Annotated in this window: 8 protein-coding genes; 2 read left to right on the forward strand and 6 right to left on the reverse strand. The window is 64.2% G+C overall.

Features of this window, described 5'->3' with window-relative positions:
• Window positions 1-495: 495 nt before the first annotated feature.
• Genes AC1DRE_RS24915 through AC1DRE_RS24925 form a run of 3 tightly spaced genes read right to left on the reverse strand, consistent with a single transcriptional unit; the run spans window position 496 to window position 8046 of the window.
• On the reverse strand, window positions 496-4170 hold the full coding sequence (locus AC1DRE_RS24915) for a 1,4-alpha-glucan branching enzyme (protein ID WP_476987140.1): 3675 nt from the start codon (window positions 4168-4170) through the stop codon (window positions 496-498).
• A 1-nt stretch (window position 4171) separates the two neighbouring features.
• Entirely contained in the window at window positions 4172-5968 is a 1797-nt protein-coding gene (gene treS, locus AC1DRE_RS24920; RefSeq protein WP_364127867.1) for a maltose alpha-D-glucosyltransferase, read from the reverse strand.
• Between the two features lie 5 nt (window positions 5969-5973).
• The gene (locus AC1DRE_RS24925) at window positions 5974-8046 is read right to left on the reverse strand and encodes an alpha-1,4-glucan--maltose-1-phosphate maltosyltransferase (protein WP_476987141.1); all 2073 of its coding nucleotides are present in this window, start codon (window positions 8044-8046) and stop codon (window positions 5974-5976) included.
• Between the two features lie 131 nt (window positions 8047-8177).
• Between AC1DRE_RS24925 and glgP the strand changes: the two genes are divergently transcribed.
• Complete coding sequence (gene glgP / locus AC1DRE_RS24930) at window positions 8178-10796, forward strand: alpha-glucan family phosphorylase (protein WP_476987142.1); 2619 nt, start codon at window positions 8178-8180, stop codon at window positions 10794-10796.
• Between the two features lie 150 nt (window positions 10797-10946).
• On the opposite strand, the gene AC1DRE_RS24935 is transcribed toward glgP, so the two are convergent.
• From AC1DRE_RS24935 to glgX, 3 genes are read right to left on the reverse strand one after another with little or no spacing between them, the layout of a single operon-like run.
• Complete coding sequence (locus AC1DRE_RS24935) at window positions 10947-11303, reverse strand: barstar family protein (protein WP_476987143.1); 357 nt, start codon at window positions 11301-11303, stop codon at window positions 10947-10949.
• A gap of 7 nt (window positions 11304-11310) precedes the next feature.
• A complete protein-coding gene (locus AC1DRE_RS24940; RefSeq protein ID WP_476987144.1) occupies window positions 11311-11469 on the reverse strand; it encodes a hypothetical protein in 159 nt (52 codons plus the stop codon).
• A gap of 20 nt (window positions 11470-11489) precedes the next feature.
• Window positions 11490-13604, reverse strand: a complete 2115-nt coding sequence (gene glgX, locus AC1DRE_RS24945) for a glycogen debranching protein GlgX (protein ID WP_476987145.1) — start codon at window positions 13602-13604, stop codon at window positions 11490-11492.
• A gap of 115 nt (window positions 13605-13719) precedes the next feature.
• Here glgX and AC1DRE_RS24950 point away from each other — a divergent pair, with 115 nt between their 5' ends.
• Entirely contained in the window at window positions 13720-14568 is an 849-nt protein-coding gene (locus tag AC1DRE_RS24950; RefSeq protein ID WP_476987146.1) for a carbon-nitrogen hydrolase family protein, read from the forward strand.
• Window positions 14569-14833 lie beyond the last annotated feature (265 nt).

A 14833-nucleotide genomic window follows, 5' to 3' on the forward strand; every position in this document is an offset into this window, starting at 1 on the left:
TTCATCCTGAGCCAGGATCAAACTCTCCGTTGAAGTAAAACAAAAACAGACACAACCACCACCCCCGGGAAAACGGAAGAAAACGGCTGCACAAAATTTGAAACCAGCTGAAAAACAACCAGGCCACACCACGGGGTGGCACAACCTGGCCAATTCAACCAATCCATATAAATAAATTGGTATCAACAAACTTGGCACACTATTGAGTTCTCAAACAACAGACACACCCGGCACCACCACAACCAACAAACAGTCAAGGATCGCTCCGGAGCAACTTTCCAAACTTACCCGCTTGCTTCACCCGAGTCAAATCGGCCAACCCGACTCACTTTGCCTGCGGCAATCTGTGAAGTCTTTGCTGGCCAACTCCGGGGAGCAGCGCGGAAATAAACTCTACCACCACTTTTGCGAGGATACAAAGCCACCTCCATCAGGGGCGCAAAAAGCCCGGGATCACAGGGATCCCGGGCTTTCGATCGCGCTTTTATGCCTGGGTCAGCTGGCCGGCTTGAAGAAGGCCGCACCCAGTGGAGGCAACGTAACGCTCAGCGTCGCCGGCTGGCCGTCCTGGCCCTCCGCCGTCGCTGTGATGGCGCCCTTGTTCAGGACACCCGAACCGCCATATGCGGAGTCGTCCGTGTTGAGGACCTCCTGCCACGCACCCGTTACCGGAACACCGAGGGTGTAGCCCTGGTGCGGGCCGCCGGAGAAGTTGATGGCGCACACCAGCGGGTTGCCGTCAGTGTCCCAGCGGATGAACGACAGGACATTGCGGTCAGCATCTCCACCGTTGATCCATTGGAACCCGCCCGGCTCGTTGTCCCGTTCGTACAGCGCGGGAGTCGACGTGTAGAGCTCATTGAGTTTCTTGGTGAGCAACTGGACACCCCGGTGCGCCGGAATTTCCGCCAGGTACCAGTCCAGGCCATGCTGTTCGGACCATTCAGCCTCCTGGCCGAATTCAGTGCCCATGAAGATCAGCTGCTTGCCGGGGTGGGCCCACTGGTAGGCCAGGAAAGCGCGAAGGTTGGCGAGCTGCTGCCAACGGTCGCCCGGCATCTTCCGGAGCATGGAGCCCTTGCCGTGCACTACTTCATCATGGCTGATGGGCAGGAGGAAGTTCTCAGTAAACGCGTAGACCATCGAGAACGTGACGGTTCCGTGGTGCCACTTGCGGTTTACCGGGTCTTCGGATGCGTACTTGAGTGAGTCGTGCATCCAACCCATGTTCCATTTGAGTCCGAAGCCCAGGCCTCCGACGCTGGTCGGGGCGGTCACCCCGGGGAAGGCAGTCGATTCCTCCGCGATCATCACCGCGCCCGGGTGGGTCTTGTACACAGTGGCGTTGGCTTCCTGCAGGAAGGAGATCGCCTCAAGATTTTCGCGGCCGCCGTACCTGTTGGGCTGCCACTGGCCTTCCTCACGCGAATAGTCGAGGTAAAGCATCGAGGCGACGGCATCCACGCGAAGGCCGTCGATGTGGAACTCGTCCAGCCAGTAGAGCGCGTTGGAGACCAGGAAGTTGCGGACTTCCGTGCGGCCGAAGTCGAAGATCAGCGTGCCCCAGTCCGGGTGTTCGCCCAGGTTCGGGTCAGCGTGCTCGTACAGTGCCTCGCCGTCGAACTGGGCCAGCGCCCAGGCATCCTTGGGGAAGTGCGCCGGCACCCAGTCAAGCAGGACACCGATGCCCTCCTGGTGCAGCGCGTCCACGAGGAACCTGAATTCGTCCGGGTGGCCGAACCGGGACGTGGGCGCGAAGTAGGACGTCACCTGGTAGCCCCAGGAACCGCCGAAGGGGTGCTCCGCCACCGGCATGAACTCCACGTGGGTGAAGCCCAGCCACTTGACGTACTCCACCAACTCCTTGGCCAACTCTCGGTAGCCCAGTCCCAGACGCCAGGATCCAAGGTGGACCTCGTACACGCTCATGGGCGAGTTGTGCGGGTCCCGCTCGGCCCGGGCGGCCATCCACTCATCGTCCTTGAAGGCATAGGCCGACTCGACGACCCGCGACGCCGTGAGCGGCGGGACCTCCGTTCCGAATGCCAGGGGATCAGCTTTTTCCACCCAATGGCCGGCTTTTGTCTTGATTTCAAACTTGTAGCACGCCCCTGCTAAAACACCCGGGATGAAGAGTTCCCAGACGCCGGACGAGCCCAGCGAGCGCATCGAGTTCTCCCGGCCGTCCCAGGCGTTGAAGTCACCCTTGACCCGGACGGCCTGTGCATTCGGTGCCCACACGGCGAATGAGACTCCGTCCACGTCACCGAGGGAGGACTTGTAGTGCTGGACATGGGAGCCAAGCACTTCCCACAGTTTCTCGTGGCGGCCTTCGCCGATCAGGTGAAGGTCCACCTCCCCGACCGTCGGGAGGTAGTGGTAGGGATCGTCCATTACCTGAGGGGGCAGGCCCTCGTAGGTGACTTCCAGCCGGTAGTCCGGAACATGGCCCGGCTGCAGGGGGTCCAGCATCACGGCCCAGACACCGTTGGCCTCATGCGTCATGGGCACGGTGCCGGCTGCGGTCACAACCGAAACCGCCGAGGCCAAGTGCTTGACGGTACGGATCGTGACGTGTCCGTGGTCGTCAAGGTGCGCCCCCAGGATGGAGTGCGGGGCGTGATATTCGCCCGACGCCACCCGGGAGAGCGTCTCCGCGTCCACCTGAAGCGGCACACCGGGCCGGTCTGTACGTGCTGAGCCTGTCATTTTGTTACCTTCCGCTGCGGCTGCGGCTGATGCGCCGGAGCCTGTACTGCTGAGGAGACGTCGTGAGGCATTTACCGGAATGTCCAGCCATCCGGGCCTGTTCCGCAACTCATAGACAACTTCATACAAAGCCTTGTCCAGCCACAATGCCACAAACAAGGGCGAGCGGCGGTCAATGGTCCCGGGCGTAATTTCGCCGTAACCCGCCAGGAACGCGTCGGCGCAGTCGTCCACCCAGGATTCGGGCACACGGACCCCGGCCTGCTCACGTTGGGCGGCACCGGCGGCGTAGTCGAAGGACCGCAACATGCCGACGACGTCGCGTAACGGCACGTCGGGGAAATTGCGTTCCGCGATGGGCCGCAGCGGTTCCCCTTCGAAGTCCAGGATGGCCCATCGTTCAGGTTCCCCCTGGTGCCCGGGCACCTGCAGGATCTGCCCCAGGTGGAGGTCACCATGGATCCGCTGCAACGCACCGGCGTTGCTGCCTTCAAGCTGCTTGAGCAGGCCGGACAGGGCGTCGTCGTACGGCCCGACGGCGGGCCCTGCTTCCGTCCAGGACTGCAGGACGCGCTGCGCTACTCCGGGCGCTATGTCCTTACCCGGCGCGGATTCCGCGGCCAGGCCGAGGGCCTCGGCCAGCCGCCGGTGCACTGTAGCGGTGGCAACGCCCAGGGCGTGGGCCTCGGACGTGAAGTCCGTACCCGAACTTGCGGCATCAACCGCCAGCCGCCACGCGTCCCGCCCGCCGGCCAGGAACTCATGGGCAACGGCGAGTTCGCCTTGAGACGTGCGCGGCTTATCTTCGGCGCCGTCCAGCGGGGCTTCCCACTCCCCCGTGACCCAGCCCAGGGTCGCCGGCACTTCCGAGGTCCGGGCCGTCGTCAGGGCTGCGCCGATTTCCACTTCCGGGTTCCGTCCTTCGGACAGCACGCGGAAGAATTTCACGATGGCCGCAGAGCCGCCGTCGTCCACTATCACCGAACTGTTTGACTGCTCACTGGAGAGGACCTTTACGGTGCCGGTTGCCGTCGGCAGCCGGTAGTCGGAAGGCACCAGGTGGCCCACCGCGTTTCCTTCCGGCGAGGTGCCGCCGCCGCGGATGAGCTCCAGCCAGGCCGAGACAAACACAGGGTCATGGACGGCATCGTAGATCCAGCGGCGTCCCTGGGCGGAGTCCCCTCCCTCGCCGACCAACGCAGCTTCCTTGCCCGGCAGGGGCTCGACCCGAAAGCTCAGCGGGACCTGCACGACGTCGGTCCGGCTGCCGCCGTCGGCCGTGGGATAGGTGACTGCCGCCAGGAACACCTCAAGGCCCACCTCGCCGCTGCTGTCGTCCAGGCGCACACCGCCGACGGGCGACAACGTGAAGTCACCCGTCTTGACGGGGAACCAGCGCTGGCGCGGCAGCCAGGCCCTGAGCAGTTCGGCGAGGGACGGGGTGAGTGTGGATTGGGTCATGTCAGCCTTCGATGGACAGGACCGGGAGGGCCTGGGTGAACGGCGAGGCCGGGTTGGAAGCTGCCGAGCGGATCCGCAGCCAGAAGAAATCGTGGCTGCCGAGCGTCAGCGTGAGCAGGCCGTCGTCGCCGATTGCCGGGAACGGCTGGCCGCCGAAAACGTCCCGGAGGCCGCGGCCGGCAAACTGCGGAAGCCGCAACGTGGTGGCCACCGGGTGCTGGGAGAGGTTGAACGCGCAGAGGATCGATTCTGCATCTTCACCGGCGGCATTGTCGGCCGGGATCTCCCGCAGGTAGGCAAGGACGACGTCGTGGTCCGCTTCGACGTGTTTGAAGCCCCCCAGCCCGAACGCGGGGTGGTTCCTCCGGACGCTGAGGATCTGCCGGGTCCACCGCAGCAGCGAGCCGGAATGGGCGGCCTCAGCCTCCACATTGGCCATGCTGTAGTTGTAGACCAGCGACTGGATCACGGGCAGGTAAAGCTTGCCCGGGTCGGCATGGGAGAAGCCTGCGTTGCGGTCCGGGTTCCACTGCATCGGCGTACGGACGGCATCCCGGTCCTCAAGCCAGATGTTGTCGCCCATACCGATTTCATCCCCGTAGTACAGGAAGGGGCTGCCGGGGAGCGAGAGCAACAGTGCGTTGATGAGCTCTATCTCTGCCCGGGAGTTATCCAGCAGCGGCGCCAGCCTGCGGCGGATGCCGATGTTGGCCCGCATGCGGGGGTCGGGCGCGTACCAGCCGAGCATGGCCGCGCGTTCGTCGGCCGTGACCATTTCCAGCGTGAGCTCGTCGTGGTTCCGCAGGAACGTACCCCATTGGGCACCCTCGGGAATGTCCGGGGTGTCCTTCATCGTCTCGATGATGGGCGCCGCTTTCTGGTCCCGCAGCGCGTAGTAGAGCCGCGGCATGATGGGAAAGTGGAAAGCCATGTGGCATTCGGGTTCCTCTTCGGTCCCGAAGTACTCCACCACCTCCACCGGCGGCTGGTTTGCCTCGGCGATGATGACCCTGCCCGGGTAGTTGTCGTCCACCATCTTCCGCAGTTTGCGCAGGAAGTCGTGAGTGGCGGGCAGGTTCTCGCAGTTGGTGCCCTCCTCCTCGAAAAGGTAGGGGATGGCGTCGGCGCGGAAGCCGTCAATTCCCTGGTCCAGCCAGAAACGCACGACGTCGAACAGCGCGTCGATGACCTTCGGGTTCTCGAAGTTCAGGTCCGGCTGGTGGCTGAAGAACCGGTGCCAGAAGAACTGCCGCCGGATGGGGTCGAACGTCCAGTTGGACTCTTCCGTGTCTACGAAGATGATGCGGGCATCCTGGTACTTCTCGTCCGTGTCGCTCCAGACGTAGAAGTCGCCGAACGGCCCGTCCGGGTCCTTGCGGGACTCCTGGAACCAGGGGTGCTGGTCAGAGGTGTGGTTCAGCGGCAGGTCGATGATCACCCGGACGCCACGGGCATGCGCCTCGGCCACCAGCCGCTTGAAGTCGCTGATGGTGCCGAACTCATCGAGCACGGAGTTGTAGTCCGAGATGTCGTAGCCGCCGTCACGGAGCGGGGACTGGAAAAACGGTGGCAGCCAGAGGCAGTCGACACCCAGCCACTGCAGGTAGTCCAGCTTGTCGATGAGGCCATGGAAGTCTCCGGAGCCGTCACCGTTTCCGTCCGCAAAGCCGCGGACCAGGACTTCGTAGAACACCGCTTTGCGGTACCACAGGGGATCGTGCTGGAGGCCGGGGGCGTTGAGCTCGAAGGTGCCTTTGGGGGTGAAGTGCTGGCTCGGGTTCTGTGGACTAAAACTCACGAATGCTACCTCCGGATATTCAGGATGTGTGCAGGTTCCAGGTGGGCGTCCAGGCGCACATAGTTGTATTCGCCCCACTCCCAGCTTTCGCCGGTCAGCAAATCATCCACCCGGAAGCCTCCGTTGTGCGTCAGGTCCTCGGGGTCGAGTTCGAGAGCCGCGAGATCCAGGGAAACAGTGCTCTCCCGGGTGCCGTGCGGATCGACGTTCACCACGATGATCAGCGTGTCCTTGGTGCCGTCCGGAAGCGTCTTGTGCTTCGAGTAGACGATGGTGGCATCGTCCGTGCTGTGGTGCAGCGTCAGGTTTTGCAGGTCCCCCAGTGCGGGGTGCGCATGGCGGATCTCGTTGAGCCTGGTCAGGTACGGGGCAAGGGTCCGTCCTGATTCCGCCGCCGCGTCCCAGTCCCTGGCCTTGTACTCGAACTTCTCGTTGTCGATGTACTCCTCGGCGCCCGGCCGTGCCACGTGCTCGTAGAGCTCGTATCCCGCGTAGACGCCCCAAAGCGGACTTGCCGTCGCCGCGAGTGCGGCACGGATCTTGAAGGCTGCCGGACCGCCGAACTGCAGGTATTCGGTGAGGATGTCCGGGGTGTTCACAAAGAAGTTCGGGCGGAAATACGCCGGCGACTTATGGCTGACCTCGGTGAAGTACTCCTCGAGTTCGGTCTTGGTGTTCCGCCAGGTGAAGTACGTGTAGGACTGCTGGAAGCCTGCCCGTCCGAGCGCGTGCATCATGGCCGGGCGGGTGAACGCCTCCGCCAGGAACACCACTTCGGGGTGCTTCTTGTTGACCTTGGCGATGAGCCATTCCCAGAACCAGACCGGCTTGGTGTGCGGGTTGTCCACCCGGAAGATCTTGACGCCGTGGCTCACCCAGAGCAGCACAACCCGGAGGATCTCCTTGGACAGCCCCTCGGGATCGTTGTCGAAGTTGAGCGGGAAGATGTCCTGGTACTTCTTCGGCGGGTTTTCGGCATAGGCGATGCTGCCGTCCACCCGGGTGGTGAACCATTCGGGGTTGGACTCCACCCAGGGATGGTCCGGCGCCGCCTGCAGGGCCAGGTCCAGTGCCACTTCGAGGCCGAGTTCGCGGGCACGCGCCACGAACGCGTCAAAGTCCTCGAACGTGCCGAGGTCCGGGTGGATGGCGTCGTGTCCGCCTTCCTTGGCTCCGATGGCCCACGGCGAACCGGGATCGTGCGGGCCTGCGATCAGCGTGTTGTTCGGGCCCTTGCGGTGCTGCACCCCGATCGGGTGGATGGGCGGCATGTAGATGACGTCGAAGCCCATGCCCGCGACGGCGTCGAGCCGCTGGGCGGCAGTCCGGAACGTTCCCGACTGCCATTCGCCTGTTGTGTGGTTGCGGACGGCCCCTTCGGAACGGGGGAAGAACTCGTACCAGGCACCGCGGCCGGCCAGATCGCGTTCCACGAGCAGGGGGAAGCGCTCCGAGACGGTGACGTGTTCACGGATGGGCTGGCGTTGGACGACGTCGGTCACCTCGGGGCCGAACCCGGCAGCGAGCCGCTCCTCCACGGACAGCGACGCATCAGACAGAACCACGACGGCGGTCCGGAGCGTCCGCCGGTCGGAGGAGGGGCGGGCCGGATCCTCGGATGCCTCGGAGAGCAGCGCAGCGCCCTCGGCCAGCATCAGTTCAACGTCGATGCCCGCTTCAATCTTGACCTCTGCGTTGTGGTGCCAGGTCCCGTAACGGTCATGCCAGGCTTCAATGGCGAACGACCAGTTGCCCGGGCCGGTCGGGGTGATGATGCCTTCCCACCGGTCGGTGCCCTTCCCGCGGTCGCCGCGGGGCGGCGCCAGCCGGACCCGCTGGCGTTCCTTGCCCTTGGGATCAAACAGCACCGCGCTGACTCCGAGCTGGTCGTGCCCTTCGCGGAATGCCGTCGCGCCAACTACAAGGCCCTCACCGGGCAACGCCTTGGCGGGAAACTTACCTCCGTCCACCACGGGCTGAACGGCCGTGATCGGGAAACGGCCAAAACGCAGGCCTTCCGTGATCAGGGCCTTGGGCTTTTTACTGGATCCGGCACTGGTTCGCGTATTAGTCGTCACAAACTCGACGTTATCTAGAAATCGCCCGTTTTGCTAAGGGGACTTCCGTTTTTCTTAGAGCAATCCGTCATTTACCTAAAAGAAACCTAAACCTGTTCCGACGGCCCATCTTGTCAGTTAGTGTGACGCAGGTGAAGGCTATCCGCAGATTTACCGTCCGAACCGTCCTACCGGAATCCATCCGGCCGCTGGCCCGGTTGGCCACCAACCTGCGGTGGTCGTGGCACCGGCCCACCCGGGAGCTTTTTGAGGGACTCAACCCCGCCATTTGGGACGACAGTTCCCACGATCCGGTAAGTTTCCTTGGCCTGGTGAGCAGGGAGGAATTGCAGCGCCTCGCAGCGGACCAGGACGTTGTCCGCCGCGTCCAGGCCGCAGCCGAGGACCTTGACCGCTACCTCGAGCAGCCCCGCTGGTACCAGGGCCTGGGTGACGATGCCCCGTCCTGCATCGCCTACTTCTCACCGGAATTCGGAATCACCGAAGTTTTGCCGCAGTATTCCGGCGGCCTGGGAATTCTGGCCGGCGACCACCTAAAGGCAGCATCGGACCTCGGCGTGCCGCTCATCGGCGTCGGCCTGCTTTATCAGGCCGGCTATTTCAAACAGTCCCTGTCCCGGGACGCCTGGCAGCAGGAAACGTACCCGGTCCTGGACCCGGACGGGCTCCCGCTGACGCTCCTCCGCGAAGACTCCCCCGACGGCAACGGCAAACCCATCCAGATTTCGCTGCCGCTCCCCCACGGGCGCCGGCTGCTGGCGCACATCTGGCGTGCCGACGTCGGGCGTGTCCCCCTGCTGCTGCTCGACTCGAACGTTCCGGGCAACGACGACGCCGCCCGCGGCATCACAGACCGCCTGTACGGCGGCGGTGGGGACCACCGGCTGCAGCAGGAACTCCTGCTCGGGATGGGCGGCGTGAAGGCGCTGCGCGTCTACCAGCGCCTTACGGGCTGCGCGGCGCCGGAGGTCTTCCACACCAACGAGGGCCACGCCGGTTTCCTGGGCATTGAACGCATCCAGGAGCTCATGTCCTCTGAGCGTCCGCTGAGCTGGGAAGAAGCACTGGCGGCGGGGCGTGCCTCCACCGTGTTTACGACGCACACCCCGGTGCCGGCCGGCATCGACCGTTTCGAGGTCTCGCAGATCCAGCACTTCTTCGAGGGCGGTCTGGCTCCCGACGTGCCGGTGTCCAGGATCCTGGACCTGGGGCGTGAAGACTTCGCGGACGGCAACCCGTCGGTCTTCAACATGGCCGTGATGGGCCTGCGGCTGGCACAGCGCGCCAATGGCGTGGCCAAGCTCCACGGTGTGGTGTCCCGCGGAATGTTCTCGGCCCTGTGGCCGGGCTTCGACCACTCGGAAGTTCCCATCACCTCGGTGACCAACGGCGTCCATGTCCCAACGTGGGTGGACAGCCGTGTCTCCAAGCTGGCCCGGGACCAGTTCGGTGCCGAGGCGGAAGCCATGGGCCGCTGGGACCTCGCGTACAACGTCAGCGACGAGGACGTCTGGGCACTCCGCCGCGAGATGCGCGTCTCGCTCGTGGAGGACGTCCGCAAGCGCCTTCGCGCAGCGTGGAAGAAACGCGGAGCTGCCGACGCCGAGCTCGGCTGGACCGATTCGGTGCTGGACCCGGATGTCCTCACCATCGGCTTTGCCCGACGGGTACCGACGTACAAGCGGCTCACCCTGATGCTCCGCGAACCTGCCCGGCTCAAGGCCCTGCTGCTGCACGAGACCCACCCCATCCAGCTGGTCATCGCGGGCAAGTCGCACCCGGCGGATGATGCCGGTAAGAAGATGATCCAGGACCTGGTCCGGTTCACCGACGATCCCGAGGTGCGCCACCGCATCGCGTTCCTGCCCAACTACGACATCGCCATGGCACGCACGCTGTTCCCCGGCTGCGACGTGTGGCTGAACAACCCGCTGCGGCCGCTGGAGGCGTGCGGCACGTCCGGGATGAAGGCAGCCATCAACGGCTCGCTGAACCTGTCGGTGCTGGACGGCTGGTGGGACGAAATGTACGACGGCGAAAACGGCTGGGCAATTCCCACCGCCAACAACAACGCCTCGCCCGAGGAACGCGACGACATCGAGGCCGCCGCCCTCTACGAGCTGCTGGAAACGCAGGTGGCGCCCCGCTTCTACGGGCTCACCGTTTCCGACGCAGCCGGAGCCGCAGGGCCTTCGGAATCCGGAACACAGAAGGTCCCCACGCACTGGGTGTCCATGATCAAGCACACCATGGCGCACCTTGGCCCGGCCGTCTCCGCTGAGCGGATGCTCCAGGACTACGTGAACATCCTCTACCGTCCCGCAGCGGTTGCGGGGCGCCGGGCGGTCGCGGATTCCTTCTCCCAGGCCATTGCACTGGCAGCGTGGACGTCACGGATCCGCGCTTCGTGGCCCCAGATCCAGGTGGAACACGTCGATTCGGTGGGCGTCTCCGAGGACCCACAGATCGGGGACACCCTCCAGGTGAACGCCTACATCGCGCTGCACGATCTTGACCCGGACGACGTCGCCGTCGAAGTTGCATTCGGCCGCGCCGAGGAAAGCGACGAACTGGCCGATGTGACGGTGGCGGACCTGGTGCCCAAGGAAGACCTCGGCAAGGGACGTTTCCTCTTCAGCGGCTCCCTGCTGATCGACCGGTCCGGTTCCTTTGGCTACACCGTGCGGGTGCTGCCCAAGCACTCGGCCCTCGCCTCGCGGGCTGAGCTGGGGCTCATCGTCAACGCCTAGGCGTTCCTACGGTCCCGACCGGCAACGTTCCCTCACCCAGTGAGGGAACGTTGCGTTTTTAACGGCGAAAGTCGCAGGAGCGTGGATGCTTTCCTTGCGAAAAGTGCGAGAGGGTTGATTTTTTGGCGGCAGGAAGTGAGAGAGCGTCGGCTAGAGGAAGACGGCGACCACGGACAGGCTCCTGCCGGCGTAGCTCTCGGCGTCCTGGAGAGTCTCGCAGATGATCCCGAACGAGCGGTCCGAGCGGTAGACGGCCGGGACCTGCCAGATGAACGTGAGGGGTTCCTTGCCGTCGTCCGTGACCGTATCAGCGAAGTCGTGCAGGGAGTCATTGAGGGCATCGAGGTTGACGCCGTAGTGCTCCGGGAAATCCAATACTTCCCCGAAGGTCTGGAGCACCGCCTTCTTCGTGTCGGCGGCGGGGATCACCAGGACCCGGCGGCCGGCGTCCGATGCCTGCTCGCGCAGCTCATCGATGGTCCAGGTGTCAGCGGAGTAGATCTTCATTTTGCCCTTATTTGCCTTCGACGATAAACAGAAACGATTCGTAGTGGTCCGGCGTGTAGGGGTAAGGTGCGCCGCGGGCGATCAGGGCCCGGGTCTCCCGTGCCTCCGACGGAAGGCTTGAGGCAGGAACCGCGGCCAAGGTCAGGAGCCTCGCGATCCTCCTCATGGATTCCCCCTATCCGGAACCTACGTGCGGTAGATGCTGATGGTGTTGGACTGCACAACGTCACGCTCGCCGGCGGCCACCCTCACACCTTGCCGGCGGTCGTGGAGTTCAGAGGTGGTCAGCCGGAGTTCGAACAGCCGTCTTCCCGTGCCGTCCTCGTTGCTGACGTCGGGCAGGGTGATTTTCATGTCGTTGGCGCTGCCGTTCACCACCACGAGTCCGTCCACCTGGCCATCGTCGGACCCGAGCAGGAGCTGGACAACCCGGTGCTGGGGGTCATTCCAGCGGTCCATCGACATGGGATTGCCGTGCTCGTCGAACCAGTGCAGATAGGCCTGCTTGTCCCGGGAGGGGTAGTCGTGCGGCTGGCCTGCCAGGAACTCCTTGCGGAGCCGTATGACCCGCTTCGTGCTGCGAAGCATGGCGTGGGATTCCGGCGTGCTGGTCCAATCCAGCCACGTGATCTGGTTGTCCTGGCAGTAGGCGTTGTTGTTGCCCTGCTGCGTGCGCCCGATCTCATCACCGGCGGTGATCATGGGGATCCCCATGGACACCATCAGCGTGGCCATCAGGTTGCGGCTGGTCTGCGCCCGGCGTGCCAGGATCTCCTCGTCTTCGGTCCGGCCTTCAAAGCCGTGGTTGTAACTGCGATTGTCTCCGTGGCCGTCGCGGTTCTGCTCCCCGTTGGCCTCGTTGTGCTTGCGGTCGTAGGACACGAGATCGGCCAGGGTGAAACCGTCATGGGCGGTGAAGAAGTTGAGCGATGCCATCCGGGAACGACCCGATTCCGCAAAAAGGCCTGCGGAGCCGGAAATGGAGTCTGCGAGGCGCGCCACGGAACCGCCCTGGCCGCCGGCATCGATCGCGGCCCGGTCCGCGACCCAGAAGGAGCGCAACGCATCACGGTAGTGGTCGTTCCAGTCCACCCATCCGTGCGGGAAGCGTCCGGTCTGCCAGCCGCCGTAGCCCACGTCCCACGGCTCGGCAATCAGCTTGACGGACGACAGCACCGGATCCGCGGCGATGGCCACGAGGAAGGGGTGGTGTGGGTCGAAGTCGTTCGCGGCGTTGCGGCAGAGGGTAACGGCGAGGTCGAACCGGAAGCCGTCGATGTGGAACTCGTCAACCCAGTACCTCAGCGAGTCGAGGCCCAACTGGACCACCCGGGGGTGGCCAAAGTTGAGGGTGTTGCCGCACCCGGTGGTGTCCACGTACCGGCCGTTGCCGTCGTTCCGGTAGTACTGCATCTCCCCCAGCCCGCGGAAGCTGAGCGTCTGCCCGTCGCGTCCGCCTTCGGCTGTGTGGTTGTAGACCACGTCCAGGATGACTTCCAGGCCCGCCGCGTGCAAAAGCTTGACCATGCCCTTGAACTCGTCCTGCACGGCCTGCGGCCCGGCCGCCTGGGCGGCCTGGGTGGCGTACGCCGGATGCGGAGCAAAGAATGCCGCGGTGTTGTAGCCCCAGTAGTTGGTCATGCCCAGGTTCTGGAGGTGCGGTTCGTCCAAGTGGAAATGGACCGGCAGCAGCTGGACCGAGGTGATGCCCAGGCCAGTGAGGTGCTCAATCATTGCCGGGTGCGCCATGCCGGCGTAGGTGCCCCGGAGATTCTCGGGGATGTCCGGGTGCAACATGCTTTGGCCGCGGACGTGTGCCTCGTAAATGATGGTGTTACGCCACGGAATGTGAGGACTGCGGTCGCCGCTCCAGTCGAATCCGGGGGACATCCGCACGTTGGTGAGGAAGCCTTCGCGCTCATCCACGGCACGGCCGTAAGGGTCCAACAGCAGCGGCTGCTCGCCGTCGTGGTCAAAGGCCACGGTGGGCACCGATACGGGGAGGGCGTCATCCTCGGAAGAGGAGCGGAACCCGTACCTCGACCCCGTGGGGAAGCCGTCCACGATGCCGTGGTGGACATCATTGGTGACGTTCGGCAGCGTTTTCAGCTGCCAAGTTCCGTCGGGCGCGCAGTAGGCGATTTCAAGCGTGCTCACACCGGGCGCGTACACTGCGACGTTAGCGCAGGCACTCTGAGGATCGTCCGTTGCCGGAGAACCCGTGCGCGGAACGCTGATACCTAGTGGAAACGGCCGGGAGGCGTCCACGGTTGAGGCTGTGTCTAGGAGTGGCATGACCATTGCTTAAATATTAGCTGTGCCACACAAATGCCCGATATTTTCCGCAATGTGTCGGGAAATGGGCTGGCCTTGTTCAGCGTTCATACTGGAAGAACACGCCAAGTTGGAGGTAATTGTGCGAGTTGCACTTGCTCAAGTAGTGACGGGCCGCGACATTTCCGGGAATCTGGAGCTCGTGGAAAATTTCGCCCGCCAAGCGAAAAAAGGCGGCGCAGAAATGGTCGTTTTTCCGGAAGCAACCATGCGCGCGTTCGGCAATTCGCTTCTGGATATTGCCGAGCCGCTCGACGGTCCGTGGGCAACCCGCGTGCGGCGCATAGCCGCAGAGCTGGGCATCGTGATTGTGGCGGGAATGTTCACCCCGGGAGACGCCGGTCCTGCCGCCCCCGGCCAAACCGGCGGCGGCGCGGACAGCGAGGAGGTCAGGAAGGTGCGGAATACGCTCCTTGTCACGGGCCCCGGCGTGGAGGCGAGCTACGACAAGATCCACCTGTTCGATGCCTTTGGGTTCGCCGAATCAGACACGGTCGACGCCGGCACCGGACCGGTCACCTTCGAGCTCGGCGGCATCCGTTTCGGCCTGGCCACGTGCTACGACGTCCGGTTCCCGGCGTTGTTCACAGCCAACGCCGACCTGGGTGCCGAAGTGAACATCGTTTGTGCCTCGTGGGGATCAGGGCCGGGAAAGGTGGACCAGTGGCGCCTGCTGGCCCGTGCCCGCGCCGTGGACACCACCACCTACGTGCTGGCCTGCGGCCAGGGCGATCCCGCCACGCAAGGCATCGAAACCAAGGGATCGGCGCCCACCGGGGTGGGGCACTCCGCCGTCGTTTCTCCGCTTGGTGAGGTCATCGAAGAGCTCGACGGCGGCACCGGGCTTCTGTTCGCGGACCTGGACACCGCCGTCGTCAGGGAAGCCCGGACAAAGCTCCCGGTCCTGGCCAACCGCCACACGTTCCAGTAACAGACGCTCTCTCAGTTTGAACTGCTCCCCGGAAGTTGGACTGAGAAATTCAGTTCCGGCTTTCGGGGAGCAGTTTTATGCATGCACGTAGTTCATTGGCTGAGGCGCAGCGTGAGGCGGCTGTAGCGTTGTTTGAGAAGGGCGTCGGGTATCGGGCGGCGGCTCGGTTGTTGGATGCGCCCTGTGTGCCGGTCAGGGCGCTGTATGGGCGGTGGAGGATTCATGGGCAAGGAGTGCTGGTGAGCAGGCCGGCGAGGTCGTACTC

The organism is Arthrobacter sp. P4_H3, from assembly GCF_056400885.1.